Source organism: Maridesulfovibrio pacificus (SeqCode) (genome assembly GCF_048612815.1).
Taxonomy (GTDB): Bacteria; Desulfobacterota; Desulfovibrionia; order Desulfovibrionales; family Desulfovibrionaceae; genus Maridesulfovibrio; species Maridesulfovibrio pacificus.
The window spans coordinates 3,002,630-3,028,407 of record NZ_JBLZNE010000001.1 but is presented as its reverse complement, the minus strand read 5'-3'; the positions used below and the strand labels follow the sequence as shown (position 1 = coordinate 3,028,407).

Below are 25,778 nucleotides of genomic sequence, written 5' to 3'. Positions count from 1 at the left end.
GTTCTCCGAACCTTATTCTCCGGCCTTGAGTTGGCGCTCAACTTCCCCGCATTGGATCATGGCTTCCCCGAAGTAGGGGTTGCGGATGTCCTCATCGGATTGCAGCCACTTGGCGCCTTTGAAATCAAAAGCCATGGGACAGAATATTTCGTAGACCGGCTTAGTGGACTTGATGCCTAATTTTTCCACCGCATCAATCATGCCGTATGAAAGAGGTTCCAGTCCGGCGCGGACTTCAACAATATCCTTGGCCTCGCGGATGGCGGACATGCCGTCATTGATATTCTCCAGCGCATCCATCCAGATTTTGTGAGCCTCGCCGGAGAGTGTTGTGTGATCTAATTTTTTCAGTTCTTCAGCCATGAGTGCGGATTGCTTCTGAGCGTTTTGCAGGTTGTCGGCTGCAAGGGCCTCAGTGAATGCTGAATAGGTGTTAAAAACTTTGCCAAGCTGTCTCTGGAAAGCTTGAGGGGCTCCCACCTTATTTGCAGAATTGGCGGCAAGTGTTGCAATTCCGAAAGTTGTATCCAGCCGTTTGAAGTGGTTCGCTGTTTCAGAAGTGATTGATTTCAGCCTTTGCCGGTCTTTTATACCACTGCCGAGCACGGCATCGTTCCTGAGCAGCATGGACAGTTCTTTCCATGCAAGGGATGCGTCACCCTTGAGACCGGAAGCATCAATCTTGCCGAGACTCTCAAAGAATGCGGAGAATTGTTTGCGGCTGTTCTCAACGTCACCGGACATGGCAATCTCCATGAGGGAATCAAAATCCTTTTTCAGGAAAACCAGTTTCGATGCAAAGATAGGCGGCAGAGTGCGATCAACCTTTGCCTGTTGATCCATCTCCTGCATGGCAGCAGAGTCGGAACCGTGGTTATGGGCAACTGTTTTTACGCCGCTTTCAGGATTCATCATGCTTGGTTTGGCAATAATCTGGATGGCGCTGTCGATCTTGAAGTTACCTTTGGTGACAACCTCTTCGCCTTCACTGAGTCCGTATTTGACTACATAGAAGTCTCCGGCCTTGGGCCCGAGGACTATCTCACGTCCTTCGAAGACCCCTTCCTTACCGGGGACGGCAATGTAAACCACTGCCCGTTTACCGGTGATGAGCGGAGCTGAAGCAGGAATGACCAATTCTGTTCCGGCCTGTTTTTCTTGCTTGTTCACAGCCCGTACGAACATTCCCGGCTTGAGCTTAAGTCCCTTGTTGGGGACTTCCAGCCGCACCCGGACCGTTCGGGTTTTCTCATTAACCATCGGGTCAATATAGACTACTTTTCCTTCGAAATTTTTACCGGGATAAGCTTCTGTGCTGAAACTTACATTCATGCCCATCTTGATCCAAGGCAGGTCTGATTCATAAGCCTCAAGAATTACCCAGACCCTTGAAAGGTCGGCAATGGTGTAAATGGGGGTTCCGGTCTTGACGTAAACACCTTCGACTACATCCTTTTTTATGACGATGCCGCTCATGGGCGAGTAGAGAGTGATGTGTTCAGCTGCTTTTCCCCGTTTGATGATATTTGCGATCTGGTTTTTGGAAAGTCCCAGTAAACGCAGTTTTTCCCGGGCGGCCTGTTCGGTGCGGGCTGCGGTGTCCTTAACCACCTTCAGAGAGCTGCCTTTAAGGGCGGATTTGGCTTTGACCGATTGAATCAACTCGGCCTGTGCAGTAAGTAGTTCCGGACTGTATATGGAAGCCATAGCCTGTCCTTTTCGCACTGAGCTTCCGGTATAGTCTATGTACAGCTTGTCAATGCGTCCCCCGGTCCATGCGGTGATGGTTCCCATGCGGGTTTCGTCGTAATCAACTTTGCCGAGCATACGGGTTTCAACATTTATACTTTTACTTATTGCCGGGGTAGTGGCTATCCCGGCCAGTTTTCGGGCGGATGAGGTCAGACTGATCTGGCGTAAGCTGACAGCTTCATCGCCGGAATCACCACCCTTTTCAAGCGGGATGAGATCCATAAAGCATATTGGGCATTTGCCCGGTTCAGGAAGCTGGATTTGTGGATGCATGGAGCAGGTCCAGACCACTTCTCCTGAGTCAGTCACAGTTGCTTCAAGTCCGTGATCTTCGTGTTCGGTGACTAAATTTTTTTCTGCCTGCTGTCCTTTTGAGCCGGAAAGGATGTATCCGGCGGCAAACGCAACGACAGCAACAAGGATGACCGGGATCAGTATATGTTTAAATTTACTCATGATGGTTCCGTGTCTTTAATTTTCAGGGATGGAAATATTTGCTTGCGGCATGGTCTGGCCGTGGAAGGTGCAGGGAATTTCCAAACCGACCAGATATTCAATTGTGGCTACCCGCTTGGCCTGTTCAGCAAGGGCTTGATAGTAGCCCAGTTGAAATTCAATGAGGGTCCGTTCGGCATCAATCAGGTCGCTCGATGATGCTGTGCCGGACTGGAACGCCTCAATGGAAACTCCTAGGGATTGCTCTGCCTTGGGGGTAAGACTGTCCCGATAAAGGCTGACTTTGCGGATGGCATCCTGATATTTATATATTTCGAGTTCCAGTTCGGCGGTCAGGTTGCGCTCAAGGCCGGCTCTTTTGCGGGAAGCTGATTTTACTTTGTTCTCAGCCTCATTGAGCTGCGCATCCTGCTTGTTCATCCAGATAGGCAGGTTGACGGACATTGCGGTGATTAACGGGTCGCGGTCTTCGTTGGTGACGTTGGGAGATCTTGATTCTCCGGTTTGGATGTATTCGACCCCGAAAGTGAAGTCCGGGTAGTAATTCTTTTTAGCCAGCTCTACAGATATCTTTTCCCTGTCAACAGAATGGTCGAGCTCTTTTAATCTGGGGTTTCCGGTTTTGAACTCTTCCTTCAATTGATCAGGTGACATTTGTATTTGCATTACCGGTATTGATTCGGGAAAAGGCAGAGTCTGATCGTCAGCCCTGTTCATGGCGGCAAGCAGCTTGGCTACGGTCGGCCCTTTGCGTTCTTCCAGTGAACGCAGCCGATCCTCAAGTTTGCCCAGTTCAACCTGAGTCTTGATCACTCCGTCGTAAGCTCCGGCCCCGGTGGAGTAGCGGGAACGGGCCACGCTTTCGAGGTATTTCATGAGTTCAATATTTTCATGGGTAATGCGGATGGCCTGTGCAAGGTAGGCGTAGTCGTAGTAGTTTTTCTTTACTTCGGTGAATATTTTCAATTTAAGATTGTCGAAACGGGCTTTTTTGATGTCCGCATCGCGCAGGGCCTGCTCTCCTTTGAGGCCGAGCTTACCGAACCACGGCAGGGTCTGACTCAAGCCGTACTTGAATTCCTGCGGTCCGGTGCGGGTTTCCACGGGCTGGATGAACCATGCAAAACTGAATCTGGGGTCAGGCAGGCTGGAGACGCTTGCTTCCCGCTGCAAGGCCGCTTTCCAACTGTAAAAAGCTGCATATAAATCATCATTATTACGGGCGGCTTCAACCAGATAATCGGTTAATTCTTTGATTTCAGTATGAGGAGCTTGGATATTCGTGGTGCTGTTGGTTTCCGAGTCTTGCGCAAAGGCTGGCAGGGATTGTGCGTATATAAAAATGCTAAAAAGAATTGCAAGTATATATTTAAAGTTGGGTGCCTTGATCATGAAGCTCTCCTGCTGAGAAAATATTGATATTCTACGTTGAGCAAATACTATTCCATGCTAATGATGCTAACAAATACTGTACATTAAGAATAAGTATAATTCATCTGTTGCTGAGGCGTTTTTTGTCTTTGAATATATTTGTGCAATATTTGCTTGTGCATCATTAATAATTGCAGCTTGTTGAAGGCGATGATTGCACTTATCTTGCACATGATAAGGGTGTAAGTGGTAATAAAATCATACTAAAATAGTATGATAAGTTTTGAATATTTTGTCTAAGATCAATTAAGTGCAATTATTGTCACATATGTTGTTTTTCTGGTTTGATTTAGAAGAGTGTTTTAGGCGTAAGATTTTGATATTTAATGTTTATTTTGTGCTGGAATGCAATGTGAAAATGTTGTCCTTAATTCTGGGAGTAAAGCGTGTAAAAGTGTATCGTTAAGGCTGCTAGAATTCCGATTTAACAAATGCTCATATTCGAAGGTAAATACATGAAGATACGTTTTAAACTGCTTTTGCTCTTGCTTACGGTATCAATACTCCCGCTTGTTCTGGTTCAGGCCGGGGTGCTTGATTCATTACGATCTCTTTCCGATGAGATTGGAGGGGAAGTGCGTAGAGAGCTGGTCAACAAAAGCAGTGTCGAGCTGAAAAGGCTCGTTGAGGACCATGCCCGTGTTCTGTCCAAGCAGCGCAGGATAGTAGAGCTTAATTTACAGCAGATTTCAGCAGAACTTTCAGCATGGATTGAAGACGGCAGCGAATTCAGCCTTCCTGAAGTGTTTTTGAACAATGATTCAGGTCAGGGAGATATTGATAGACTGGAACAAAAATATGAACAACGCGATCGAAACATGATGCATGGATCATACGTGTTGGATTTTGATTCGGTGCGTTACTCTGCTGCCAGACGTGATCCCATTCTTCCCTATGGAACATCGGACGCTGTGTTGCCTTTGCTGAAAGCTGTCGAGTTTAAGAATCCAGAACTAACCCTGTGGATCAGGGCGGTGTTCAATTCCGGTGAAAGCCTTGATTACCCGGCAACAACCGGAATGAGGATGAATATGCATAAGACCGTTCCGGTCATAAATGAGAGTGCGGTTCCGACTTGGTCTATGCCGCAGAAAGATCTCCTCACCGGGCGTACAGTTCTTACAGCTTCTCTGGGAGTATTTGTAGATAAGAAGGCTGTCGGGAGTGTTGCCATTGATGTTCCATTGGATACTCTCCTGCACGGTTATAATCATCTTGATGTATTTTCTCATAATATTGATTCCCTGCTGGTGCGTCTTGAGCCGAATGGAAATGGAACCAGTGGTGTTGAGGTTGTCGCAAAAGAGGTAGCTGCTTCCAGCCGTAAAAGCATGATGCATATGTGGGAGCCTCCCTCTACTCAGATGCTCCTTTCTTCTACGGATGCCCACCTGTTCTCCCGGTTTCGCAAGTATTTGGAGAACGGAAAGTCTGGCGTTCTGAGTATGCCGTATCATGAACGGGACAGTATATGGGCTTTTTCCGCCCCGGATGAACGAGGAGTATCACTGGTTTTGATACTCCCCCATGACGATGTCGTGGCCCCTGCTGATAAAGCAAAGTCCTATGTGCAGCTGGCAATTAAAGAGCAATATCTGCACACGGTCTTTGTCTTGATCATTGTCGTATTACTGGTGTCCCTGCTCGCGTTCCTGCTTTCACGAAGGTTTACTGAGAACATTATGATTCTTGCCAGAGGAGTCAAACGTATTGCCTCCGGTGATTTTTCGGCCCGTGTTGAAATTTCCGGGGAGGATGAAGTCGGCGAATTGGCCCGAGATTTTAACTCGATGGCTCCGTCGTTAAGGGAGCACATTGAAATTAAGAGTGCCCTTGATGTGGCTATGGAGGTCCAGACTAATCTACTGCCGCAGAATTCTCCTTACATTAAGGGATATGATATTTATGGTGAAAGTAGATATTGCGATGAGTTGGGCGGGGATTACTTCGATTACATCCGGCCTGACCGCGATGGCGAGAACATGCGTTTTGCCATCGGTGACGTCAGTGGGCATGGAGTCCCGGCAGCAATGCTTATGGGGTCTGTGCGAGGCTATCTGAGGGCGCGGACTCTTAGCGGTGGACAACTGGGTGAAATTGTAACGGACGTTAACAGGCTTGTTGCTCAGGATACATATAAGACCGGTCAGTTCATGACCATGCTCATAGTGGAGCTTGATCCTGTCAAAAGTGAATTGCGTTGGGTCCGGGCCGGTCACGAACCCGCATTGATTTATGATCCGGCAAAGAACGATTTCATAAGACTTGAGGGCAAAGGGATAGTTCTCGGTGCTTTTGAGGATGTTGAGTATTCAGAGAATTGCTGTGCAGAACTTGAGGATGGTCAGATTCTCATTCTCGGTACTGATGGAATCTGGGAAGCATCCAACAAGGATGGCGAGTTTTTTGGTAAGGAACGGCTGTGGGATTTGATCAAATTAAAGAAAAATTCTTCAGCAAAGTCTATAGCATCCGGTATTTTTGCTGCTGTTCAGGATTTTACCGGAAGAGTTAAACAGGAAGATGATCTGACCGTAGTGGTCATAAAAAAAGAAAACAACACACCATAGGAGTTGTAACATGAAGAAAATTTTGAACATCAGCGTAGTAATGGCCTTCATTCTTGTAATGTCCAGCGCGGCTTTCGCCATGGATATGAACCATTCCGGTCACGGTAAAGGAGAAATGAAAGGCTCCATGCATGACGGTATTACCATGATGGAAAATGGTCTCGTCCAAATGAAGCACGGGGCAAAACTCATGCATGACCCGGCTACCATGAAAGAAGGCATGGGACTTATGAACAAGGAAATGATGCCCATGCATAGCGGCATGAAGATGATTGAGAAGGGTGCAGAGGGCGGAAAACATCACTCCATGGTTAAAGGATCAATGGGCCACGCCAATAAGGGTATGATGGAAATGATGAAAGGTATGGGACTGGTCAAGAAAGGCGACAGCAGCGGTTTCCAGATGATGGACAGCGGCCTTGAGAAGATGGAAAAGTCTCTTGAGGAAGTGAAGGGAATGTCCGGCATGTAGCTGGCTGTTAACTAGCTTAAGATTTAAAAAAGGCTGCCTTTCCGCATTCGGAAGGCAGCCTTTTTCATTTCAATTTTTATCTCGGACACTGTTGTCCGGCATTCATGTTGCTGTCAGCCGGGAAAAGAACAAGGTCTTCCACCTCTTGGTATATCCCGATTCGTTGCCCCACGGCATGCTGGTGATGACTGGGAACCAGTGACAGAATCTGCTCGCCATTATCAAGCTTGAGCTTGTAGAGAATGTTCGGACCGCGGAATGTCCTTGATAATATTTCTGCTCCGTAGGGGCTGTCGTCATCATGGATTACATCTTCAGGACGGATGAGCAGCTTTGCCTGAGCACCGTGGCCAAAATCTAAATCAGCATCGGCTTTCAAGGTTCCCAAAGCGCATTGTATGCTTCCTTTTTCGGCAATGGATGCGTTGATGAACACGCCTTCACCCACGAAACCGGCAACTGTGGGGTTGCTAGGATGATGGTATATGGCGTGGGGAGTGTCCCATTGCTCCATGCTTCCACAGGAAAGCACACCGACCTTGTCAGCCATGGCAAAAGCTTCGTTCTGGTTGTGGGTAACCATGAGGGCTGTGATCGAACGGGCTTTCAAAATTCCCCTGATCTCGGTGGAAAGGGTTTCACGCAGGGCGACATCAAGATTGGAAAAAGGTTCGTCCATGAGAAGTAGCTTCGGTTCCGGCGCAAGGGCCCGGGCAAGCGCAACCCTTTGTTGCTGGCCTCCTGAAAGCTCGTGAGGATATTTATTTCCTGCGCCTTCCAGTTCCACGGTTTTAAGAAGGTCTGCAATTCTTTTTGATTTTTCGCCTGAAGTCAGATTCTCTATACCGAAGGCAATGTTCTCGCTGACCGTGAGATGAGGGAAAAGGGCGTAGTCCTGAAAGACCATGCCGATGTTTCTTCTTTCCGGTGGAACTGTCTGCTCTCCGGCAACCATTTGCCCTGCAATAGAAATGGAGCCTGTTGCAAGATCCTCAAATCCGGCAATGGTTCGGAGCAGGGTGGTTTTCCCGCAGCCGCTTGGTCCCAGCAGACAGCCGATTTCCCCTTTTTCAAGGGCGAAAGTGACATTCTTCACTGCGTGGAATTGATCATAAAATTTATCAATATTCTTTACTTCTAACAAAGCAGTCATGGTGACTCCTATTTATCCATCTGTCTGGTCAGCAGCATTACCGGGAATAATCCGACAAGGATGAGAACCACTGCCGGAATTGCAGCAAGTTCCCACTCCCCTTCGGAAGTGTATTCAAAAATTTTCACTGCCAAAGTGTCCCAGCCGAAGGGACGCATCATCAAAGTAATAGGCATTTCTTTCATTACATCCACCAGCACAAGAATTGCCCCTGTGAGCAGGCCTTTCCTGAGCATGGGAATGTAGATCCGGCGCAGCATGGAGATTCCGGTTGCACCCATGGTGCGGGCCGCTTCGCCAATGGAGGGAGTGATGCGTTGGATGGCACTGTCCACTGCACCGAATCCGGCAGCAAGAAAACGTATTCCGTATGCCGCGATCATAAGTCCCAGCGATCCTTGGATCATGTTGCTTGTGTCGATCCCAACTGGCTTGAACAGGCTGGCAATGTTGCTGTCCAGCCATGCTGCAGGGATGAAAATACCAACAGCAAGGACAGTTCCGGGCAGTGCATATCCGAGAGTGGCTATACGGGTGGACCAGTTCATAAGCGGTCCGGGGTCATTTCTTTTGGCAAACGATAGGGCAAGGGCGGCGACAGTGGTAATTGTTGCCCCGGCAATTCCCAGCAACAAAGTGTTTAAACTGTATTCGAAGTAAGGGGCGAGATCGGTTTCAGTAGCTTCAAATCCCCATTGCATGAGTTTGATGCATGGCAGGGCAAAGGCGAGGATGAATACCAGCGCGCAGCTTGAGAAAGCCAGCCATTTCCATGGCCCTGACAACTTAAGGCGTTCTGCTTTATTGCTCCGTCCGGCTTCGGTGTAGCGCATTTTTGAGCGCATTTTTTGTTCAGCAACAAGCGCGATCAGGATGATGATTGCGAGTAGTGAAGAAAGTTGAGCCGCACTTTCAAGGGAGAACATGCCGAACCATGCTTTGTAGATGGCATTGGTGAAGGTGTCGTAATTGAAGATGGACACCGCGCCGAAATCAGCGAGGCTTTCCATACAGACAAGCACCAGTCCGGCTGCAATGAACGGACGGGCCATGGGCAGGGCTACCTTGAAAAAAGCCTTGGCCGGGGAATGGCCCAGAGTCCTTGCCGCTTCAATGGCGGTACGCCCTTGGGTCATGAATGCACTGCGGCTCATCAGGTAGACGTATGGATAGAAAGCAAGGGACAGGATTACAGAGACACCGCCGAAGTTGCGGATGTCGATGAATCCTATGGATGGAAATATGGACCTGATGAATGTCTGGACCGGACCGGTAAAGTCAAAAATTCCAAGGTAAACAAAGGCGAATACGTATGGAGGAATGGCAAAAGGGAGGACCAGTGCCCATGAGAAAAATTTACGTCCGGGAAAGTCACAGGCTCCGGTCAGCCAGCCGAGTCCTACACCGCTTATGGTGGTAAGGGGAATGATGCATGCAAGCAGCAGAGCTGTATTGACAGCTAAAGTGCCCAGCACATTCTCAGTCAGATGAGACCAGATTTCATGATTGGGCGTAAGGAGATAGCTGAGGATTACCAGTACTGGTACCGCTGCAACAACAGCAAGTGCTCCGGCAAGGGTAAACCATGCCGGAGACTTGATCCGAAAAAATTTCCGCCGGGGGGCTGGAGGCGCTCCCCCGGCAGAATTAGAGGTAATCTCTTGAGCCATTGTTATTTGTATCCGGCGCGATCCATAAGTTTGATTGCTTCAGTCTGAAACTCGCCGTATTTGGAGACGTTCATGGGATTGCCCTTGAACTCACCCCAGGCGGCGACAACAGGATTGGCCTTAACTTCGGGGTTAACGGGATATTCCATGTTCAGTGATGCAAATTTACCCTGTGCTTTTTCAGAAGAAAGCCATTCAAGAAGTTTGAGTGCTTCTTCCTTATGCTTGGCATGGGTGGTAACGCCCGCCCCGGAAACGTTCATGTGCACACCGCTTGTTTTCTGGTTGGGCCAGAAAATTGCGAGGGGAAGATTGGGGTTCTTTTTGAGCAGACGGCCAAAGTAGTATGTGTTTACCACAGCTACGTCACCCACACCGGCAAGCACTGCTTCGAGAGCCTTGGTATCGCTGGAGAAGGGAACTACGGGAAGGTTTGCTACCCATGATTTAACGATTTTTTCGGTTTCAGCTTCGCCTTTTTCCGCGATGAAGGAGGCTACGAGGGACTGATTGTACACTTTTTTGGAAGTTCTGAGCAAGAGGCGGCCTTTCCATTTGGAATCGCCAAGGGCTTCGTAGGTGCTGAGTTCTTCGGGGGAAACCTTGTCTTTGTTATATACGATTGTGCGTGCGCGTACAGAAAGTCCGGCCCAGCGGTTTTCAGGATCACGCAGGTGAGCGGGTACATTCTTTTCAAGGGTTTCCGATTTTACAGGTGCCAGCACACCTTCGTTTGCTGCATGCCAGAGGTTACCGGCATCAACGGTGATAAAAAGATCTGCGGGGGTGTTTGCACCTTCAGCTTTGATTCTTTCGAGCAGTGCACCGGCTTTCCCGGTGATGTATTTTACTTTGACTCCGGTTTCCGCAGTGTAGGCGTCAAAGAGCGGTTTGATGAGATGTTCTTTGCGTGCAGAGTATACAACTACTTCAGTTGCAAATGCTGCTGCGGACCATGCTGCGACCATAATTGCTGTGATAGCAAGGGTAATAAGTTTTTTCATTTTATTTCTCTCCCTAAATGGTTTTGTTGTGACTTTGAAATTGAATTTCAATAACAGATAGTAGTGGTATGGAATTATGTCAAGAGAGGCGAGTAAGCGGTTGCTTTTGGTATTATGTGTATTATTTTCAGAGTATTATAGCGTGTTTTTATTGATAGGGTTAACTCAGTTTATGTAAAAATATACCAAAATAGTATAGTTTTCGGAAGATTATTTGAGCAAGAGTTTGAAATCATATGAGTTAATTCAAAAAAAAATTTAAAATACCGCTCCAGATTCTCCGCTTTGCAAATCTGGAGCGGTGTATATTTACTTGGCAGAATTGTGTGAATATCCGCCGTATTCAGCTCCAAGAGAGTTGCTTACCGGGTTCTTTTCAAAGTAATCCATACATCTCTTCATATCTTCGATAAGCAGCGAACCGAGGTCGCGACTGACACCGTGGCGGACAAGAATGCGCATCAGCACCAGATCTTCGCGATGGGCGGGCATGGAGTAGGCCGGAACCTGCCAGCCTCTGGAACGCAGCTTGTCTGAGAGATCGTAGCAGTTGAATCCCGGATTGCTGTTCTCTTTCAGGGACCATGAAACAGCAGGAATACCGCCTCTTCCATTGTAAACAATGTCGAACACGCCCAGCTTTTCAATCTCATCGGCAATGAATGCGGCCGTGTCGTAGCAGGCCTGATGTATTTTGCGGTAGCCTTCTTTGCCCAGACGCAGGAAGTTGTAATACTGGGCCACGATCTGGCCACCGGGTCTGGAAAAGTTCAAAGCGAAGGAAGGCATGTTTCCTCCCAGATAGTTGACCCAGAAAATGAGATCATCAGGCAGGTCTTCGCGGTCGCGCCAGATGATCCAGCCCACTCCGAGTGGAGAAAGGCCGAACTTATGACCGGAAGTGTTGATGGATTTCACTCGTTTGATCCTGAAATCCCATTCAAGGTCCGGGTCGCAGAACGGGGCGATAAAACCGCCGCTAGCCCCGTCCACATGAACAGGGATATCAAGGCCGGTTTCTTCCTGAAGTTTATCCAGAGCTTCGCAGACTTCTTTGACCGGCTCGTAATCACAGGTGAATGTTACCCCAAGAGTGGGGACGACACCGATGGTGTTTTCGTCGCAACGTTTGATCACTTCTTCGGGACTCATTATCAAACGGTCTTTTTCCATGGGGATTTCACGCAGTTCAACATCCCAGTATTTAGCGAATTTATGCCAGCATATCTGGACCGGGCCGCAAATCATGTTCGGTTTGTCCACAGGCTTGCCTTGAGCTTTCATCTTTTCACGCCAGCGCCATTTCATGGCCATGCCGCCGAGCATGGCTGCCTCGGAGGAACCTGTAGTGGAGCAGCCTAAGGTGTTTGCAGCATCGGGGGAGTTCCAGAGGTCGGCCAGCATATGCACGCAGCGGTTTTCCAGCTCCGCGGTCTGAGGATATTCATCTTTATCAATCATGTTTTTGTCCACGCACTCGTCCATGAGCTGGTGAATTTCCGGGTCTACCCAAGTAGAGCAGAAGGTCGCAAGATTCTGGCGGGAGTTTCCATCAAGCATCAGTTCATCATGAACTACCTGATATACATCTCTCGGAAGGTGTTCTTCTTCAGGGAATTTGTATTTGGGCATGGTCAGGGAAAGATCCGATGAGGCGTAAATATCATCCAGCAGTTCTGCCCTTATCTTGTCCTTTTCATGTAGCATGTCGTAGCTCCTGATTAATTTGTTTACTTAGAAATGATGCCGGGTCCGATTAACGGTCCCGTTTCCAGTCCGGTTTTTTAAAAGCGTTAATCAATAAGGGCAGCCCCACAAATACAACCATGCCTGCGGCCACCAGTCCGACATACAGTGCCGGATTACCGACCTTAAGGTTTGTGGGCGGGAAGAATCCTACTATCAGGGCGAAACTGACTCCCAAGAGACCGATTCCGGCAACAGCACATAGACCCACCAGCCCGCCCGGGACTTTGTAGGTTCTTGGCAGATCGGGGCGAGTATAGCGCAGTTTGATGGCTGCAGCATACATCATGATGTACATGACCAGATACAGAGTCACGGTCATGGCTGAGATCATAAAGAAGGCCACGCTTACATTGTCCATGACGAAATACAGTCCGGCGAGCAGGCTTACGATCACAGCCTGAATCATGAGGATGTTGATGGGCATTCCATTCTTGTTGGTTTTTGCCAGCAGGGGAGGCAGTTCTCCCTGATCAGCTGTATGCAAAAGCCCCCGGCTGGGGCCGCTGATCCATGACATAACTCCGCCGATGGCTCCGAAGGCTACCAACAAGCCGATCACAGGAGTCATGAAGCCAAGGTTGAATTTGGATAGAAGCATTTTAAAGGCCTGCATGAGACCAGCTGTCAGGCTGATTTCCCGAGCCGGAATGACTGCAGCCACGCAGAGTGAGCCAAGAGTAAAAAGCAGGAAGATGACAGTGGCTGCCAGAAACATTGATTCCGGGAATTGTTTGCCCGGGTCTTCAAGTTCATTGGCATGAACCGCATGAACTTCCACACCGGCGAAAAGAAGGATGATCCCTGCAAGGAAGGCCACGCTGCCAAGTCCGTTTATGCTGGGGAAGAGTCTTGCGTGTGGAAGCTGCCCCGCGGCTTTTTCTGCGGCTTCAACTGCCGGTGAGACCTGTAAGAATTCGAGGGGATTGCCCATGTTGACCCATAATAGACCGAGCACAATGATCAGGATTCCCGGAAGTACAGTTCCCAGCAGGACTCCGTATTTGGTTACCTTGCTGACAATATCCGTCCCTGCAAGAGTGATGAAGGTGGCACCCCAGTATGCGATCAGAATCACGGCACCGGTGTATGCGCCGCTGTTAGCCAGTTCGGGATCCATAAATAAGTATGCCAGTGCTCCGGCGGCAAATCCCAGCACAGTTGGGTACCAGACAACATTCTGAATCCACTGAAGCCAGATTGCCGTAAAGCCCCATCTGGACCCGAAGGCTGCTTTGACCCATGTATAGACTCCTCCAGATTCCTTGGAGAAGGCTCCGCCCAGTTCTGCTGCGACCAGCGAGGCTGGAATGAGGAAGATAAGAGTGGAAAAAAGGATGTAGAAAATCATGGATAAGCCTTCTCGGGCCATCATAGGAAGACCTCGCAGGCTGCATACAGCCGCTACGGTCATCATTGAAAGGGTAAACACCGACAATCTTTTTTTTGCAGGACTAGGCATAAGCAGTATTCCTTATATATTCTAGTGGTCTTTGTGATAAAGTCTGTACAGCCTTATTCCAATGTTTTTTCAGGGTTTACAGTTATCTTAAATTTCTACGGCACTGAGTGGAAAAGATCAACCGGGATAATAAAAATGTGTGTTAATTCTGTGTTTCACAGTGGGATTGGGAAAATTTTATCAAAAATAAAAAGGCTCTTGTTACATTATTACTTTTCTTAGACTTAAAATAGTTAAATGATGTATGATATGTATATGGCGGGTGTAATAAGTGACATTTTTTGCTTTATAGCGACAAAAGCGTCGCAGGGGCGTTTGGGGCCGCAAAATCAGGATATTTGTCCGAGATATTGGTATTTGCGACACTATCGTCGTCTATATTGAGAAACACAAAATAGTTCTATTGCGCTAACTTTCACAAGCGGTGCGTGGGTTTTCGTGCCCTCTTACTGTTTTGGCCCGCTTATTGCTGAATAAGGGGGATGCGGCTGCAGACGCATGAGTATGAAAATCATACATCTAAGGGGTGATTGCCGGATGACCGGCAGTTGCAAAATAGCACAATCAACATATGCTCTTTATTGAAAAGTAAGTTATACAAAGAGTTGCAAGCGTACTGACTTAAGGGAGGAAGTATGGCTACAAATGGTAATAGTGAAGGGGCGGACCTTCGACCAGATTTAAAAATCCTTGTCCCGGCTACACTGGTGCTTTTCGGTATCATTGCGTGTTCCATTCTTTTTACTGAGACAAGTGAAAAAGTTCTCAAGGCAGCATATGGCGCATTTGCCCATAACACCGGAACTATCTATCTGTGGGTAACCGTAGGTATGATGCTCCTGTGCGCATTTTTTATGTTTTCCAATTACGGTAACATCAAGTTCGGCGCAGAAGATGAAAAGCCGGAGTTTAATAACTTCTCATGGATCGCTATGATGTTCTGTTCCGGTGTTGCCGGTGCGGTTATGTTCTGGTCGATTGTTGAGCCTCTGTTCAACCTGGCTTATCCCCCCAAATATGCAGATCCCCTGAGCAGAGAGTCTTTTGAGTGGGCTATGTCCTACGTACTGCTGCACTGGGGCCCCGTAACCTGGCCTTGGTACATGGTTACAGCGTTGCCCATCTGCTACATGTTCTACAAACGCAAAAAGCCTGTTCTGCGTATCAGTGCAGCAGCAGAGCCTATTCTCGGGAAGAAAGTAAACGGCGGCATCGGCAAGGGAATCGAGATTTTCTTCATCATCGGTCTCATGTTTTCCAATGCCGCGGTTATGGGTGTATCTGTACCCATTGTTAACCATGCTTTGGCCCAGACCCTCGGTATTGAGCCCAGCTTTACTCTCGAAATGATCATCCTTGCTGTCAGTGCAGTTATCTTCACCGCCAGTGTTTCCATGGGACTGAGTAAAGGTATTAAGCTGCTTTCCGATGCTAACGTAGTTATCGCACTGTCCATGGTTTTCTTCTGCCTCGTGGCAGGTCCCACAGTATTTATCATGGATAACTTCACCAACTCCTTCGGGAACATGGTTGGTAACTTCTGGTCCATGATCTTCTGGACCGATCCTTATACAGACGGAACCTTTCCTCAGGACTGGACAATCTTCTATGCTCTGTGGATGGCATCCTATGGTCCTTTCATGGGCCTGTTTATTGCGCGCATCTCTCGCGGACGTACTGTAAGAAACGTAGTCGGCATGGGTCTGGCTGGCGGTATTGCCGGTTCCTACATGATCCACGCTGTTTTCGGTGGCTACACCATGTGGGCTCAGCTCAACGGTGTTGTTGATGCAGTTGGCGTTCTCAAAGCAAGCGGCGGTCCTGCTGCTCTGGTTTCTGTTTTGAGCACCCTGCCTGCTGGTCACATTGTACTCATCGGTTACTGCGTCTTCTCCACTATCTTCCTGGCAACCAGTGTTGACTCCTGCGCATACGTAATTTCATGCTCAGCGACTAAACGGCTGGTTCCCGGACACGAACCCACTCGTGGTCACCGTTTTTACTGGGCTGCCGTTCAGGCTGCTCTGGCACTTGCGGCGATTACTCTGGGCGGTCTTGGGCCTGTTAAGATCTTCGCGAACTTCGCCGGGGCTCTTATGCTTATCCCCATTGGATTCGCAGTTGCTGCATGGTTCAAGATGGTTAAAGAGGATAACGCACTAATGATGTGCTGCACACCTAAGAAATAAACAACCTCGCGTAGCAAAGGGAAAAGACCCTTGAGTCCTGAAAGATAATCCTCTCAGGGGTCTTCCCTTGCGCAAGAGAAAAAACATAAGTAGTTGAAATAAAAGGAGAAATGAAATGGCAGCTAAAGCGAAAAGAGTAGCACTGCTCGGATTTGACTGCGCAATCCCCAAGAGACTTGAAGCTCTTATTGAAGAAGGCGCACTGCCCAACTTTAAAAAGTTCAAGTCCGAAGGCTCTTACATGACTGAAGGGTACAACATGCCCACAGTTACCCCGCCTTCCTGGGCTACCATCTGCACCGGTGCATTCCCCCGCACCCACGGCGTAGAGGACTACTACTATTACAACGAGGGTGAATCCCTTCACTTCTCCAAGTGCGTTCAGGCTTTCGGTTCCGAAATGCTCCAGGCTCAGACTATCTGGGACGCATGGGATAAGGCCGGTAAGAAGTCCATCGTTGTCAACTACCCCACCTCTTGGCCTTCCAAAATGGAAAACGGCATCATGGTTCAGGGTGAAGGTCTTTCTCCCGCAGAGCACCGCTGGCAGATCGAAGGTTACGAACACAAGGAATGGCTTTGTGCTGAATCCTGCGTAGCTACCGATTTCTACCCCATCGGCGTTCAGGCCCGTTTCGAAGAAGCAGAAGGCTGGAAGAACATTCCCGAAGATGTTGAAGATCAGGAACCCCTCGAAATGGTCATTCCCATGGAATTCGGCCATGCGATGGATCCCCTCAAGCCCCAGACCTGGTACGGCCTGACTTGGGAATCCGATGACGATGGTTACGATATCTTCGCTCTTTGTCCTGAAAAAGACTTTTCCAAGGCTTTCTTCACCATCAAGCTGCGTGAGTGGTCCGATGTTATTGAGCATCAGTTCCCCATCGAATCCGATGGACGCATTGAGCCCGGTTACTTCCGTTGTAAACTGATGGAACTTTCTGATGATGCAGATGAGTTTAAACTCTACATTTCCGGCATCAACGGAACCAAAGGTTACTGCGCTCCCGCAGACGCTCTGAAGAACGTAAATTTCAATAAGAATATTGTTGCAAACGACATGGGCTTCGTAGGTCATGCTAACGGCATCATTGATGATGAAACCATTCTTGAGCTGGCTCAGTTCCATTCCGAATGGCTGACCGAAGTTCTGACTACTCTCATGAAGGACAATCCTGATTGGGATCTGATTTACATGCACACCCACCTCATCGACTGGTTCTACCACGGTTTCCTCGACAAGATGGACAGCGATGATGAAGCAGTGCGTGAGCATGCTTACAACCTTGAGCGTGCAATCTACCAGATCGAAGATAAATACCTTGGCAAGATGATGGAAATTATTCCTGATGATGCCTTGACCTGCCTGATCTCCGACCACGGTGCAACTCCCATCGGACCTATCCTCAATACTGCTGAAGCACTGAAGCAGGCCGGTCTGACTGCTTATGAAGCACGTGAAGGTGAAGGTAACTTCTTTGATGAGTCCGAAGGTTTCAACTACGAACTCATCCCCGAGAAATCCAAGGCTGTTCCCCAGCGCTACATGTTCGTCTACGTAAACCTCAAGTCCAAGTACCCCGGCGGTATTGTTGAGGACGAAGATTACGAAAAAGTACGTAACGAAATCATCGACGCACTTTACGACTACAAACACCCCGAAACCGGTGAGCGTCCGGTTATGTGCGCCATCCCCAAAGAAGACGCAAAAGTCTTCGGTATGGGCGGCGAGCAGGCAGGTGACGTTGTTTACGTTCTCAAGCCCGAATACATGGCTGAGCACGGCTACGGTTTCCCCACCGGTGAGTCCGGATGTGGTTCCCTGAAGAACGTCATGATGTGGCGTGGTCCCGGCGTTAAGCAGGGTTTTGTCTACGACCGTCCCCGTTGGCTGGCTGACGTTGTTCCTACTTTCTGCCACGCAACCGGCAACCCGGTTCCCGCAGATACCGAAGGTGCGATCTGCTACCAGATCTTCGAAGACGATAAGTAATTATATTTGACCCCCCATGGGTCATTTCACACCCGATTCCGCTTACGCGGTGTGGTTTATCTCTCGTGAACCACACCGCCAGCGGGGCCTGGATTCAGCGGAACTTCGGCCCGTTCGTCCCGGACTCCGAAATAGGGTGGGGCATTTTCGAAACAATCCTGCAGCTCCAGTGAGGGGGAGGTGGGAAAAGGAATGGAGAACACACAATGCTCTTTTTCGTAAATAAGCCGGAAGAGAAAGTCCTTGAACGTATCGCGCTTGTTGGCGGCGATGAGGACAAAGCTCTGCTTCTGGTTGGTGATGCCGTTGTCCTCGGTACTGCCCACTGGGAAGAAAAACTCGAAGATATGGATGTGGAAGACATTTACGTGGCTAAAGATGCCGTGGATGCCCGTAACATAGAACTCAGCGACAACTGTGAAGTAGTGGACTACGCCGCGATGGTCGATCTGCTGCTGGGCAGCGACGAAAAAGTCGTTTCACTCTAAGGAGAATGTGGGATGTCCAAGACTCTGACCATCATGCTTATGTCCGGTTCCGCTGAGAACGAGGATGCACAGTTCGCAACCAACCTCGCAGAAGCGGCCCTTGATAAAGGGCACAAAGTACAGATGTATCTTTTCGGCAATGCCGTAAATATTTCCAAGAAAGAAGAGCCCATTGAAGGCGATCTTCATATTGCTCCCAGACTTGTTGATCATATCGAGCCTACCAAGAATTTCGAACGCGTGGCCAGTCTGATTGAAAAAGGTGCTGATATTTCCACCTGCCACACCAACGAACATGCTCGCGGCATTGAATCCAAGGAATACGTTGAAGGCGTTAAATGGGGCGATGTCGGCGGTTCTTTCACTAAATACCTGATGACTTCGGACGTACTGCTGTCCGTGGGCCACTAAGGAGGAATGTCATGATCAATTCTGCATGTCTGATCGTATCCAAGCCTCTCGGTGTGGAGATTTCTGCTCTCGGTATCCGTACTGCATGGGCCTGTCACCAGAACGGCTTTGAATGCAAGCTGGTCTTCGCTGAAGAAGGTGTTTGGTGTCTTACTGATAAGCCAGGCTACCATAACTCCATGATCAAGGATTTCCTCGGCGAAGACGGTGAAGTCGTCTGTGTTCGCGAAGACCTTGAGAAGCGCGGTCTCGATGAAGATGCTTTGGTGGATGGCGTTGAACTCATTGCTGCTGATGAATTGGCAGAAATTTGTGAAGATTTCGAAACCGTCAACTATTTCTAAAAGAATTTGAGGGAAGTAAAATGTCCAGAGTAGAATTCGAACGTCTTGATGAAAACCGTGATTGTTTCAAAGTCGGTGCTAAAGCTGTTCCTGAAATCATCATGGATTTCTCCAGCATTACCCCTGAAGAACGCAATCAGGAGAGCATGGGCTCCCGCATGCTCGGTGTTGCAGCACTTGCCTGTTACACCAACACCTTTGTCAACGCCCTTGAGCGTAACGGCGCGGAAGTTAAATCCATGACCGGCTCCGCAGAAGCCAGCAAGGATAAAGACGAAGTAATGCGCACCCGCTACACCGAACTGGAAATCACTATTGAAGTAGGTCTTGATGAGAAGGACCGCGAAATTTTCGAAACAGTAAAAGACAATATGCTCAACGGTTCCCTGCTGACTTACTCCCTCGAGGAAGGCATGGAAGTTGACTACAACCTGTCCATGAAGGCCGTTTAATTAATAAACGACTTAACCAATACAGAACAAAAATAACTATTAGGGATTCAAAAAGTGCAGCCGCAAGGCGAGAAGCGCATCAAATCCCGATATAATTCAAGGAGAAAATAAAATGGCAGATAAAAAAGTAATCCTCGTGGCTTGTGGTTCCGCAGCAATTGACGCAGACGGCGCAGCTCTTAAAAAATTCATGAAGAAGACCGCTTCCGTTGCTCCTTTTGAAAATGCAGACGTTGCTGCTGCAGCTTCCAAAATCGAAGGTGCTGCTGTTGTAGCTCCCGAAGGTGTAGCCAAGGTTTTCGAAGAAGACGGTGCTTTCGCTGTTGTTGAACTCGGTGATATTGACGGCGCTGCTCTCGAAGCTGCTGTAGAGCAGATTTCCGAAGCAGCTGACCGCCGCACCCTGATCGTTATTGCTTGCAATGAAGGCCTCTACTTCGCAGGTCTCGGTATCAACAAGAAAGCCGGCAAAGTTGAACGTTCCGCTACTGCTTCCGATATCATCGCAACCATCTGCTACATTGGTGATCTGCTCGTTCCCGAAGACTGCACCGGTGGCGTTCTCTACCAGGTTCTTAAAGATCCCAACATGAAAATCAAAGAAGTAACCAAGCTCAAAGAAGCTCTCGCTCGCATGGAAGTTGCCCTGCAGCGCGACAACCGCGAGCCCTGGGACAAGCACGACTGCGCATAGCATGTCCGTCTTATAGGCTAATTAAATGATCATAGGGGCCGGATTCTTCCGGCCCCGTGTAACCTGAATCGTTACAATGGGTAATCCAGAATCGAATGTATATTCGTATATATTTGAAGGCTGGATTTTTGAGTATTCGGTGCCGTCTGCTCCAGTCGGTACAGTAAGAGGATTGAGCTTATGAACACAGGTGTTGCGGCCACCATGGAAGCCTTGAAGTTTAAACGCGATATTTCGTATGCAAAACGAGGCCTTTTCTGGGGATTGCTATCAGGCATAGCCTGGGGATTTGACGGGGTGGTTCTTGGATTGGCATTTGCCATTCCAGCCTTTGCTGATGAAAGTTTGTGGCTGCTGGCCCCGCTTACTGTGGCTGCCCTCCATGATGTGTTCTGCGGAGTATGGTTGTTGCTCTACAACTGGTTAACCGGACGCAGCAAAGAGTTGTGGAGAACATTTAAAAGCAAACCTGCACGAATGGTTGCTTTCGGTGCTGTTTTCGGCGGGCCTATCGCAATGTCCAGCTATTTTATTGGAGTTAAATTTGCTGGAGCGGCATATGTGATGCCCATCACCGCCTTATATCCAGCGGTAGCATCAATTTTTGCTGCAATTTTTCTTAAGGAGAAGATCTGCTTAAGGGCATGGTTCGGCCTTGCCTTGTGTGTCTGCGGCGGGATCATAATCGGCTATACCCCCCCTGAAGGCGCAGTCGGGACTGAATTTTATATCGGGATAATATTCGCATTGCTGGCTACTTTAGGATGGGGTGTTGAAGGCGTGCTGGCCACTTCCGGAATGGATTTTCTTGATCCTGTTGTAGTTATGAATGTCCGGCAGATTACTTCTTCTGTTGTTTTTATGTTTATCGTACTTCCGCTTGCCGGAGGCTGGTATCTGATTGGTCCGGCACTGACCAGTGAAGTGGGTTGGGTTTTTCTTGCTGCATCCCTCTCTGGTGCGATTACCTACCTGTACTGGTATCTTTCCATGAATATGACCGGGGTGAGCCGGGCAATGGCATTGAATATCACATATTCCCTGTGGGGAATTCTGTTCAGCGCTATTTTTACTGAAGTTGAAATCACCTCTTCCCTGCTTTTCGGAGCGGCAGTGATAACCATTGGCATGGTTATGGTCGTCGGGAATCCAAAAGAAATGATTAACCTGCGTAATGTAGCGTAAAGGAGAACAAAATGAATATGCCTGCAAATAAACCCTTGAAGCTTATGGTCGCTGAAATGTTCGGAAACGGTGAGCCTCTTGATGCCAAGGGAGTTCATGAGTTGGTGGCTTCTTACTATCCTGATGAAAAATATTGTTCTCCGCAGATGATTCAAGAACTTTTGCTCTCCCTGAGAGCCGTTGGCATCCTTCATGAGGAAGGATCTTATGTGGATGATCAAGGGGAGCTTGTTTCCGTCTACCGTATTTCGGAATACGGATTGGACAAACTCCACAAGGCTCAATAGCTATTTTCGGCTGGCTCATGAATTGGGTCAGCCGTTCTTTTACAGGATGTATCGAATACATAATTATATGCTTTTTTTGCTTGCACTAAATTAAATTGAGACATAAGTGTCGCGACATTAATGTCGTACGCGTTTGAAGGAGGGGTGAGCATGAATAAATCTACATATGATGAGCTCTTTGAGAAATGTTCTCATTTCGAAGAGCAGATCAAAACCTTTAAGGAGACTGAGAGGGAGCTTAAGGAAAGCAAACTTCAGTTGACCCGGCTTTTTAATAATCTTCCGGGTATGGTTTACCGCTGTTCGCTTGATGAGGATAATCATCCGACACTCGATTTCGTCAGTAAGGGGTGCAGTGATCTTTTTGGTGTTGTCCCTGAGTTTTTCACAGACCAGCACACCAACGTCATGGAAACTCTGGCTCACCCGGATGATCTGTCTTCCATGCGCAAGGAGCAGAATGCTGCAATCTTGAATCGACGTCCCTATAAACTTCTTTATCGTGTCTGTCTCGATTCCGACCGCCGTAAATGGATCTGGGATCAGGGAGAATGCGTCTATGATGAAGACGGCAAGCCGACCTACCTTGAAGGGATCATGATTGATATCAGTGCCCAGAAGCTGCGTGAATACGAACTCCTGCAGGAAAACCAGAATTTACGCGGGACCTTGGAAGATCGTTTCAGGTTCGGTTCCATTATTGGAAAAAGCAATGGGATGCGTGAAGTATTCAAGCTGATCATGAAGGCCGCCAAGCGCGATTCCAATGTAATCATCTTTGGCGAAACCGGGACCGGTAAGGATCTGGTGGCCCAGACTATCCACGATCAGAGCGGGTCTAATGGAGCTTATGTTCCTGTTAACTGCGGCGCTATTCCTTCCAACCTTATGGAAAGCGAATTTTTCGGTCACAAAAAAGGGGCCTTCTCAGGTGCGACATCAGACCGTCAAGGGTATCTTGCTGCAGCCGATGGCGGCACCCTGTTTCTGGATGAAGTAGGGGAGATTGATCTGGCCTTGCAGGTTAAGCTGCTGCGTGCACTTGAGAGCAGGTTGTATACCCCGGTCGGCGGAACTGAGCCGCGTCCATCAAATTTCAGGCTTATTGCCGCTACTAACCGAGATCTGAGCGAGTTGGTCCGGCAGGGACTGATGCGTTCTGATTTTTTCTTTCGTCTTCACGTTTTGCCGATCCATGTTCCTCCTTTGCGGGAGAGGATCGAAGACCTGCCGCTGCTCATTAATGAATTTATGGCCCGTTATCTTGGACGTACTGATTCCTTGCCGCGGATTCCCGGTAAAATCAGGGCAGCCATGGATCATCATCATTGGCCCGGAAACGTTCGTGAATTACAGAATGTGCTTGAGCGTTATCTTACTTTCGGGGAAATGGTTTTCAGTGATTTAGGTATCCATGCCCCCGAGACTGGGCCGGATGTGAATGAAGCTGTTAAGTTGTTTGAATCAGGAACAACATTTACTGATGCTGTTGAATCATTCGAAAGACATGTTCTTCTAAAGGCATTAGAACGGAATCATTGGAAAAAAGGCAGTACTGCTGATGAGTTAGGCTTAAATATGCGTACAATGCAGCGGAAACTTAAAAAATACGGACTGTAGCTATACGATCAATATGACATTTGTATCGCATGGCGACATTTGTGTCGTTTTGAGAGAAATGTCTTGAATTGAGGGGTTTTATATAGTTTTTCAGGGAAAGAGCGACACTTGTGTCGCTCTTTTTTTGTTTTGCGTTATGTATTAATTTTAAAACACAATTAAATCAATATGTTATAAATGTGGCACAACATATGCTCTAGAGAGAAATGATTGTGCTACCGGTTTTTTTCGAAACAAGACATTAGCCTTGATCGAGTTAAGCTCTTGGAAAGCACTCGGGCACATTAAAGGTGAAAGCCGTAGGACCCGCGGTCTTAATGCTTCGGGATATTGCAGAATACTTATCTCTTTGGCTGCAGCATCCTCCTCACCGGAATTCTAAACGCAATGAAATCCGGCTTCCGCCAGAAGCGCACCTGCCCCGTTTTCCAAGAGCTTGTCCGGTAACGAGATATTTGAACCGACATCCTTGAAGTATGGAAATTTACCATCGGCATATTTCCCGACAAAGAGGTTTAGGCCTGTCCGCTGTTTAGCGGGCGGGCCATTATAATATTCTTAGGAGCTGGACAATGAAGTGGAGTGAATTCAAGAAAACTGAGAAAGCCGGGTATGTGTTTATTGTTCTTGGTATTCTTAACTGGAGCGGTAACTTTGTTGCTGCACGTGGGCTTGCCGGAACTATCGATCCCGCGACTCTGAATCTTTTGCGCTGGGTTTTGGCTACACTGATTTTTCTTCCGTTCGGAATCAAGGCTTTCATGAAAGAGCGTCATCTTGTTGCCCGCTATTGGAAAGAGCTTTCCGTCATAGCTCTTTGCGGCATCTCCCTTTACGATACGCTTGTTTTTATTGCCGGAGCTACTTCAGAAGCGTTGAATATGTCCCTTATTTCAACCATGTCACCCCTTCTTACAGCTTTAATTGCTCAGTTTTTTATGAAGGAAAAGCTCAAGCCGAGCATGTATGCCGGGATTGCCGTCAGCACTTTCGGAGTTGCCCTGTTAGTAACTGACGGTAGTCTCGAAGCATTACTGCATATGCGTCTTGCAAAGGGTGATCTGCTTATCCTTTGTACTGCCATGATGTCCGCAATTTATAATACTGTTGTTAATAAAGTAGCCGGAAAGATCAGCCAGACGACCCTGCTCATGTCTTGCTGCCTGTTCGGAACCCTGTTTATTATTCCGCTGTATTTCTGGGAAACCGGCGGTCAGATCGTGATGCCCGAGTTTACCTACAATCTTGTGGTCTCTCTGATTTATCTCTCTGTGTTTGCTTCAATCCTCTGCTACCTGTTCTGGAATATGGCTGTTGAGGCTATAGGAGCCTCCAAAGCGGCCCTGTTCTATTACACTTTGCCTCCGGCCAGTGCGGTGGTGGCCTGGTTTGTTATTCACGAGCCGGTGAACATGAATCAGGTCTTCAGCGGCATGATAATTCTTGCCGGAATCATCTTTGCTTTATATGGTGGCTCATTTAATTTAATGAGGCGTAAGGCACATAATTATGGATAATAAATTCAGAAAGATCAGCGATTCCCTTGCCTGGAATATTTTCCTTATGGCTGTGGGGTCGTTTGTATTCATCATAGGTTATAACGGTATTGCCGCGCATCACGATTTTGTGCCCGGAGCTCTATACGGGTTTGCCGTTGTAATGCAGAAGATATCACCGGAACTTTCTTTGTCCCGGTGGTATTTGATTTTGAACGTTCCCTTATTTATTCTGGCTTGGAAAGGGGTCAGCCGCAGGTTCTTTTTTCTTAACCTGCTGACCATGTCTCTGGTCACAGTGATGACTTCATATGTTCATCTTGACCTTGGCATTCAAAATGAGATGTATGCAGCCATCGCTTCCGGTGCCATTATGGGGGCCGGGTGCGGAATAATCTTACGGACCTACGGCGGCGGGGGCGGACTTGATGTTGTGGCGGTTATTCTCAACCAGCGTTATGGAATCAGGTTTGGTGTTTTTTATTTTGTAATCAACGCCTTTGTCATGAGTTTCGCGCTGAGCAGATTCACTCCGGACAAGATCATTGCTTCGCTGGTCATGCTCTTTATCAGTTCCGTATTGACTGAGTATGTGCTTTCGATTTTTAACCAGCGCAAGGCTGTGCGTATTATTTCCCGTAAGTCAGAGGAAATTGTTTACGAGATTACCCAGAACAGGAAAATGCACGCGACTATTATTCAGGGCAAGGGCGGCTATTCCGGAGAACGTATCGATATGGTTTATTCCATTACCGATAACTTGCGCTTACGTTCCCTTGAGCAGGTTGTTTTTGACATCGATCCCGAAGCTATTTTTGTTGTTGAAAATACTTTCAGCGTGATCGGGCAGAATATCAACAGGCGCAAGGCCTATTAAAAATTTCCATCTCCACATCCACA

At 48.1% G+C, this 25,778-nt stretch carries 21 protein-coding genes; 14 read left to right on the top strand and 7 right to left on the bottom strand.

The genetic code is table 11. The features are described 5' to 3' along the window. Positions 1-12: 12 nt before the first annotated feature. Positions 13-2,208, bottom strand: a complete 2,196-nt coding sequence (locus ACNI23_RS14015) for an efflux RND transporter periplasmic adaptor subunit (protein WP_420249569.1) — start codon at positions 2,206-2,208, stop codon at positions 13-15. A gap of 15 nt (positions 2,209-2,223) precedes the next feature. After that, positions 2,224-3,600, bottom strand: coding sequence for a TolC family protein (locus ACNI23_RS14010; RefSeq protein WP_420249568.1), 1,377 nt, complete (start codon positions 3,598-3,600; stop codon positions 2,224-2,226). Between the two features lie 494 nt (positions 3,601-4,094). On the opposite strand from ACNI23_RS14010, the gene ACNI23_RS14005 reads away from it, so the two are divergent. Both ACNI23_RS14005 and ACNI23_RS14000 read left to right on the top strand, forming a co-directional pair. Beyond that, entirely contained in the window at positions 4,095-6,209 is a 2,115-nt protein-coding gene (locus tag ACNI23_RS14005) for a PP2C family protein-serine/threonine phosphatase (protein ID WP_420249566.1), read from the top strand. Between the two features lie 10 nt (positions 6,210-6,219). After that, complete coding sequence (locus ACNI23_RS14000; RefSeq protein ID WP_420249563.1) at positions 6,220-6,681, top strand: hypothetical protein; 462 nt, start codon at positions 6,220-6,222, stop codon at positions 6,679-6,681. Between the two features lie 76 nt (positions 6,682-6,757). On the opposite strand, the gene ACNI23_RS13995 is transcribed toward ACNI23_RS14000, so the two are convergent. The 5 genes from ACNI23_RS13995 to ACNI23_RS13975 all read right to left on the bottom strand — a co-directional run bounded on the left by ACNI23_RS13995 (position 6,758) and on the right by ACNI23_RS13975 (position 13,716). Then, on the bottom strand, positions 6,758-7,834 hold the full coding sequence (locus ACNI23_RS13995; protein WP_420249561.1) for an ABC transporter ATP-binding protein: 1,077 nt from the start codon (positions 7,832-7,834) through the stop codon (positions 6,758-6,760). Between the two features lie 8 nt (positions 7,835-7,842). Then, positions 7,843-9,504 carry an ABC transporter permease gene (locus tag ACNI23_RS13990; protein ID WP_420249559.1) on the bottom strand — a complete coding sequence of 554 codons (1,662 nt, stop codon included), beginning with the start codon at positions 9,502-9,504 and terminating at the stop codon, positions 7,843-7,845. A 2-nt stretch (positions 9,505-9,506) separates the two neighbouring features. After that, positions 9,507-10,508: a Fe(3+) ABC transporter substrate-binding protein gene (locus tag ACNI23_RS13985; RefSeq protein ID WP_420249557.1), complete on the bottom strand. Its 1,002-nt coding sequence runs from the start codon at positions 10,506-10,508 to the stop codon at positions 9,507-9,509. A 309-nt stretch (positions 10,509-10,817) separates the two neighbouring features. Next, positions 10,818-12,215: a glutamate decarboxylase gene (gene gad, locus ACNI23_RS13980; protein WP_420249556.1), complete on the bottom strand. Its 1,398-nt coding sequence runs from the start codon at positions 12,213-12,215 to the stop codon at positions 10,818-10,820. Between the two features lie 49 nt (positions 12,216-12,264). Next, the gene (locus ACNI23_RS13975) at positions 12,265-13,716 is read right to left on the bottom strand and encodes an amino acid permease (RefSeq protein ID WP_420249554.1); all 1,452 of its coding nucleotides are present in this window, start codon (positions 13,714-13,716) and stop codon (positions 12,265-12,267) included. 635 nt (positions 13,717-14,351) lie between these two features. On the opposite strand from ACNI23_RS13975, the gene ACNI23_RS13970 reads away from it, so the two are divergent. The 12 genes from ACNI23_RS13970 (at position 14,352) to ACNI23_RS13915 (ending at position 25,755) form a co-directional block, all read left to right on the top strand. After that, positions 14,352-15,905 carry a BCCT family transporter gene (locus ACNI23_RS13970; protein WP_420249553.1) on the top strand — a complete coding sequence of 518 codons (1,554 nt, stop codon included), beginning with the start codon at positions 14,352-14,354 and terminating at the stop codon, positions 15,903-15,905. A gap of 115 nt (positions 15,906-16,020) precedes the next feature. Then, positions 16,021-17,901 carry an alkaline phosphatase family protein gene (locus ACNI23_RS13965; RefSeq protein WP_420249552.1) on the top strand — a complete coding sequence of 627 codons (1,881 nt, stop codon included), beginning with the start codon at positions 16,021-16,023 and terminating at the stop codon, positions 17,899-17,901. A gap of 206 nt (positions 17,902-18,107) precedes the next feature. After that, positions 18,108-18,389 carry a DsrH/TusB family sulfur metabolism protein gene (locus tag ACNI23_RS13960; protein ID WP_420249550.1) on the top strand — a complete coding sequence of 94 codons (282 nt, stop codon included), beginning with the start codon at positions 18,108-18,110 and terminating at the stop codon, positions 18,387-18,389. Between the two features lie 12 nt (positions 18,390-18,401). Then, positions 18,402-18,800: a DsrE family protein gene (locus ACNI23_RS13955; RefSeq protein ID WP_420249548.1), complete on the top strand. Its 399-nt coding sequence runs from the start codon at positions 18,402-18,404 to the stop codon at positions 18,798-18,800. An 11-nt stretch (positions 18,801-18,811) separates the two neighbouring features. Continuing rightward, complete coding sequence (locus ACNI23_RS13950) at positions 18,812-19,144, top strand: DsrE family protein (protein ID WP_420249547.1); 333 nt, start codon at positions 18,812-18,814, stop codon at positions 19,142-19,144. 20 nt (positions 19,145-19,164) lie between these two features. Next, positions 19,165-19,596, top strand: a complete 432-nt coding sequence (locus tag ACNI23_RS13945) for an OsmC family protein (protein ID WP_015853406.1) — start codon at positions 19,165-19,167, stop codon at positions 19,594-19,596. Between the two features lie 112 nt (positions 19,597-19,708). After that, positions 19,709-20,290: a hypothetical protein gene (locus tag ACNI23_RS13940; protein ID WP_420249545.1), complete on the top strand. Its 582-nt coding sequence runs from the start codon at positions 19,709-19,711 to the stop codon at positions 20,288-20,290. A 180-nt stretch (positions 20,291-20,470) separates the two neighbouring features. Beyond that, positions 20,471-21,475, top strand: a complete 1,005-nt coding sequence (locus ACNI23_RS13935) for a DMT family transporter (RefSeq protein ID WP_420249543.1) — start codon at positions 20,471-20,473, stop codon at positions 21,473-21,475. 11 nt (positions 21,476-21,486) lie between these two features. Beyond that, complete coding sequence (locus tag ACNI23_RS13930) at positions 21,487-21,762, top strand: hypothetical protein (RefSeq protein WP_420249541.1); 276 nt, start codon at positions 21,487-21,489, stop codon at positions 21,760-21,762. Between the two features lie 150 nt (positions 21,763-21,912). Further along, a complete protein-coding gene (locus ACNI23_RS13925) occupies positions 21,913-23,382 on the top strand; it encodes a sigma-54 interaction domain-containing protein (RefSeq protein WP_420249539.1) in 1,470 nt (489 codons plus the stop codon). Positions 23,383-23,954: 572 nt separating this feature from the next. Beyond that, positions 23,955-24,899, top strand: a complete 945-nt coding sequence (locus tag ACNI23_RS13920; protein WP_420249538.1) for a DMT family transporter — start codon at positions 23,955-23,957, stop codon at positions 24,897-24,899. Beyond that, a complete protein-coding gene (locus tag ACNI23_RS13915) occupies positions 24,892-25,755 on the top strand; it encodes a YitT family protein (protein ID WP_420249536.1) in 864 nt (287 codons plus the stop codon). Before ACNI23_RS13920 ends, ACNI23_RS13915 begins: the two co-directional genes overlap by 8 nt. Positions 25,756-25,778: the final 23 nt, after the last annotated feature.

Coding starts and splice junctions, on each gene's coding strand:
- ACNI23_RS14015 (WP_420249569.1), bottom strand. CDS start 2,208: ATGAGTAAATTTAAACATATACTGATCCCGGTCATCCTTGTTGCTGTC.
- ACNI23_RS14010 (WP_420249568.1), bottom strand. CDS start 3,600: ATGATCAAGGCACCCAACTTTAAATATATACTTGCAATTCTTTTTAGC.
- ACNI23_RS14005 (WP_420249566.1), top strand. CDS start 4,095: ATGAAGATACGTTTTAAACTGCTTTTGCTCTTGCTTACGGTATCAATA.
- ACNI23_RS14000 (WP_420249563.1), top strand. CDS start 6,220: ATGAAGAAAATTTTGAACATCAGCGTAGTAATGGCCTTCATTCTTGTA.
- ACNI23_RS13995 (WP_420249561.1), bottom strand. CDS start 7,834: ATGACTGCTTTGTTAGAAGTAAAGAATATTGATAAATTTTATGATCAA.
- ACNI23_RS13990 (WP_420249559.1), bottom strand. CDS start 9,504: ATGGCTCAAGAGATTACCTCTAATTCTGCCGGGGGAGCGCCTCCAGCC.
- ACNI23_RS13985 (WP_420249557.1), bottom strand. CDS start 10,508: ATGAAAAAACTTATTACCCTTGCTATCACAGCAATTATGGTCGCAGCA.
- gad (WP_420249556.1), bottom strand. CDS start 12,215: ATGCTACATGAAAAGGACAAGATAAGGGCAGAACTGCTGGATGATATT.
- ACNI23_RS13975 (WP_420249554.1), bottom strand. CDS start 13,716: ATGCCTAGTCCTGCAAAAAAAAGATTGTCGGTGTTTACCCTTTCAATG.
- ACNI23_RS13970 (WP_420249553.1), top strand. CDS start 14,352: ATGGCTACAAATGGTAATAGTGAAGGGGCGGACCTTCGACCAGATTTA.
- ACNI23_RS13965 (WP_420249552.1), top strand. CDS start 16,021: ATGGCAGCTAAAGCGAAAAGAGTAGCACTGCTCGGATTTGACTGCGCA.
- ACNI23_RS13960 (WP_420249550.1), top strand. CDS start 18,108: ATGCTCTTTTTCGTAAATAAGCCGGAAGAGAAAGTCCTTGAACGTATC.
- ACNI23_RS13955 (WP_420249548.1), top strand. CDS start 18,402: ATGTCCAAGACTCTGACCATCATGCTTATGTCCGGTTCCGCTGAGAAC.
- ACNI23_RS13950 (WP_420249547.1), top strand. CDS start 18,812: ATGATCAATTCTGCATGTCTGATCGTATCCAAGCCTCTCGGTGTGGAG.
- ACNI23_RS13945 (WP_015853406.1), top strand. CDS start 19,165: ATGTCCAGAGTAGAATTCGAACGTCTTGATGAAAACCGTGATTGTTTC.
- ACNI23_RS13940 (WP_420249545.1), top strand. CDS start 19,709: ATGGCAGATAAAAAAGTAATCCTCGTGGCTTGTGGTTCCGCAGCAATT.
- ACNI23_RS13935 (WP_420249543.1), top strand. CDS start 20,471: ATGAACACAGGTGTTGCGGCCACCATGGAAGCCTTGAAGTTTAAACGC.
- ACNI23_RS13930 (WP_420249541.1), top strand. CDS start 21,487: ATGAATATGCCTGCAAATAAACCCTTGAAGCTTATGGTCGCTGAAATG.
- ACNI23_RS13925 (WP_420249539.1), top strand. CDS start 21,913: ATGAATAAATCTACATATGATGAGCTCTTTGAGAAATGTTCTCATTTC.
- ACNI23_RS13920 (WP_420249538.1), top strand. CDS start 23,955: ATGAAGTGGAGTGAATTCAAGAAAACTGAGAAAGCCGGGTATGTGTTT.
- ACNI23_RS13915 (WP_420249536.1), top strand. CDS start 24,892: ATGGATAATAAATTCAGAAAGATCAGCGATTCCCTTGCCTGGAATATT.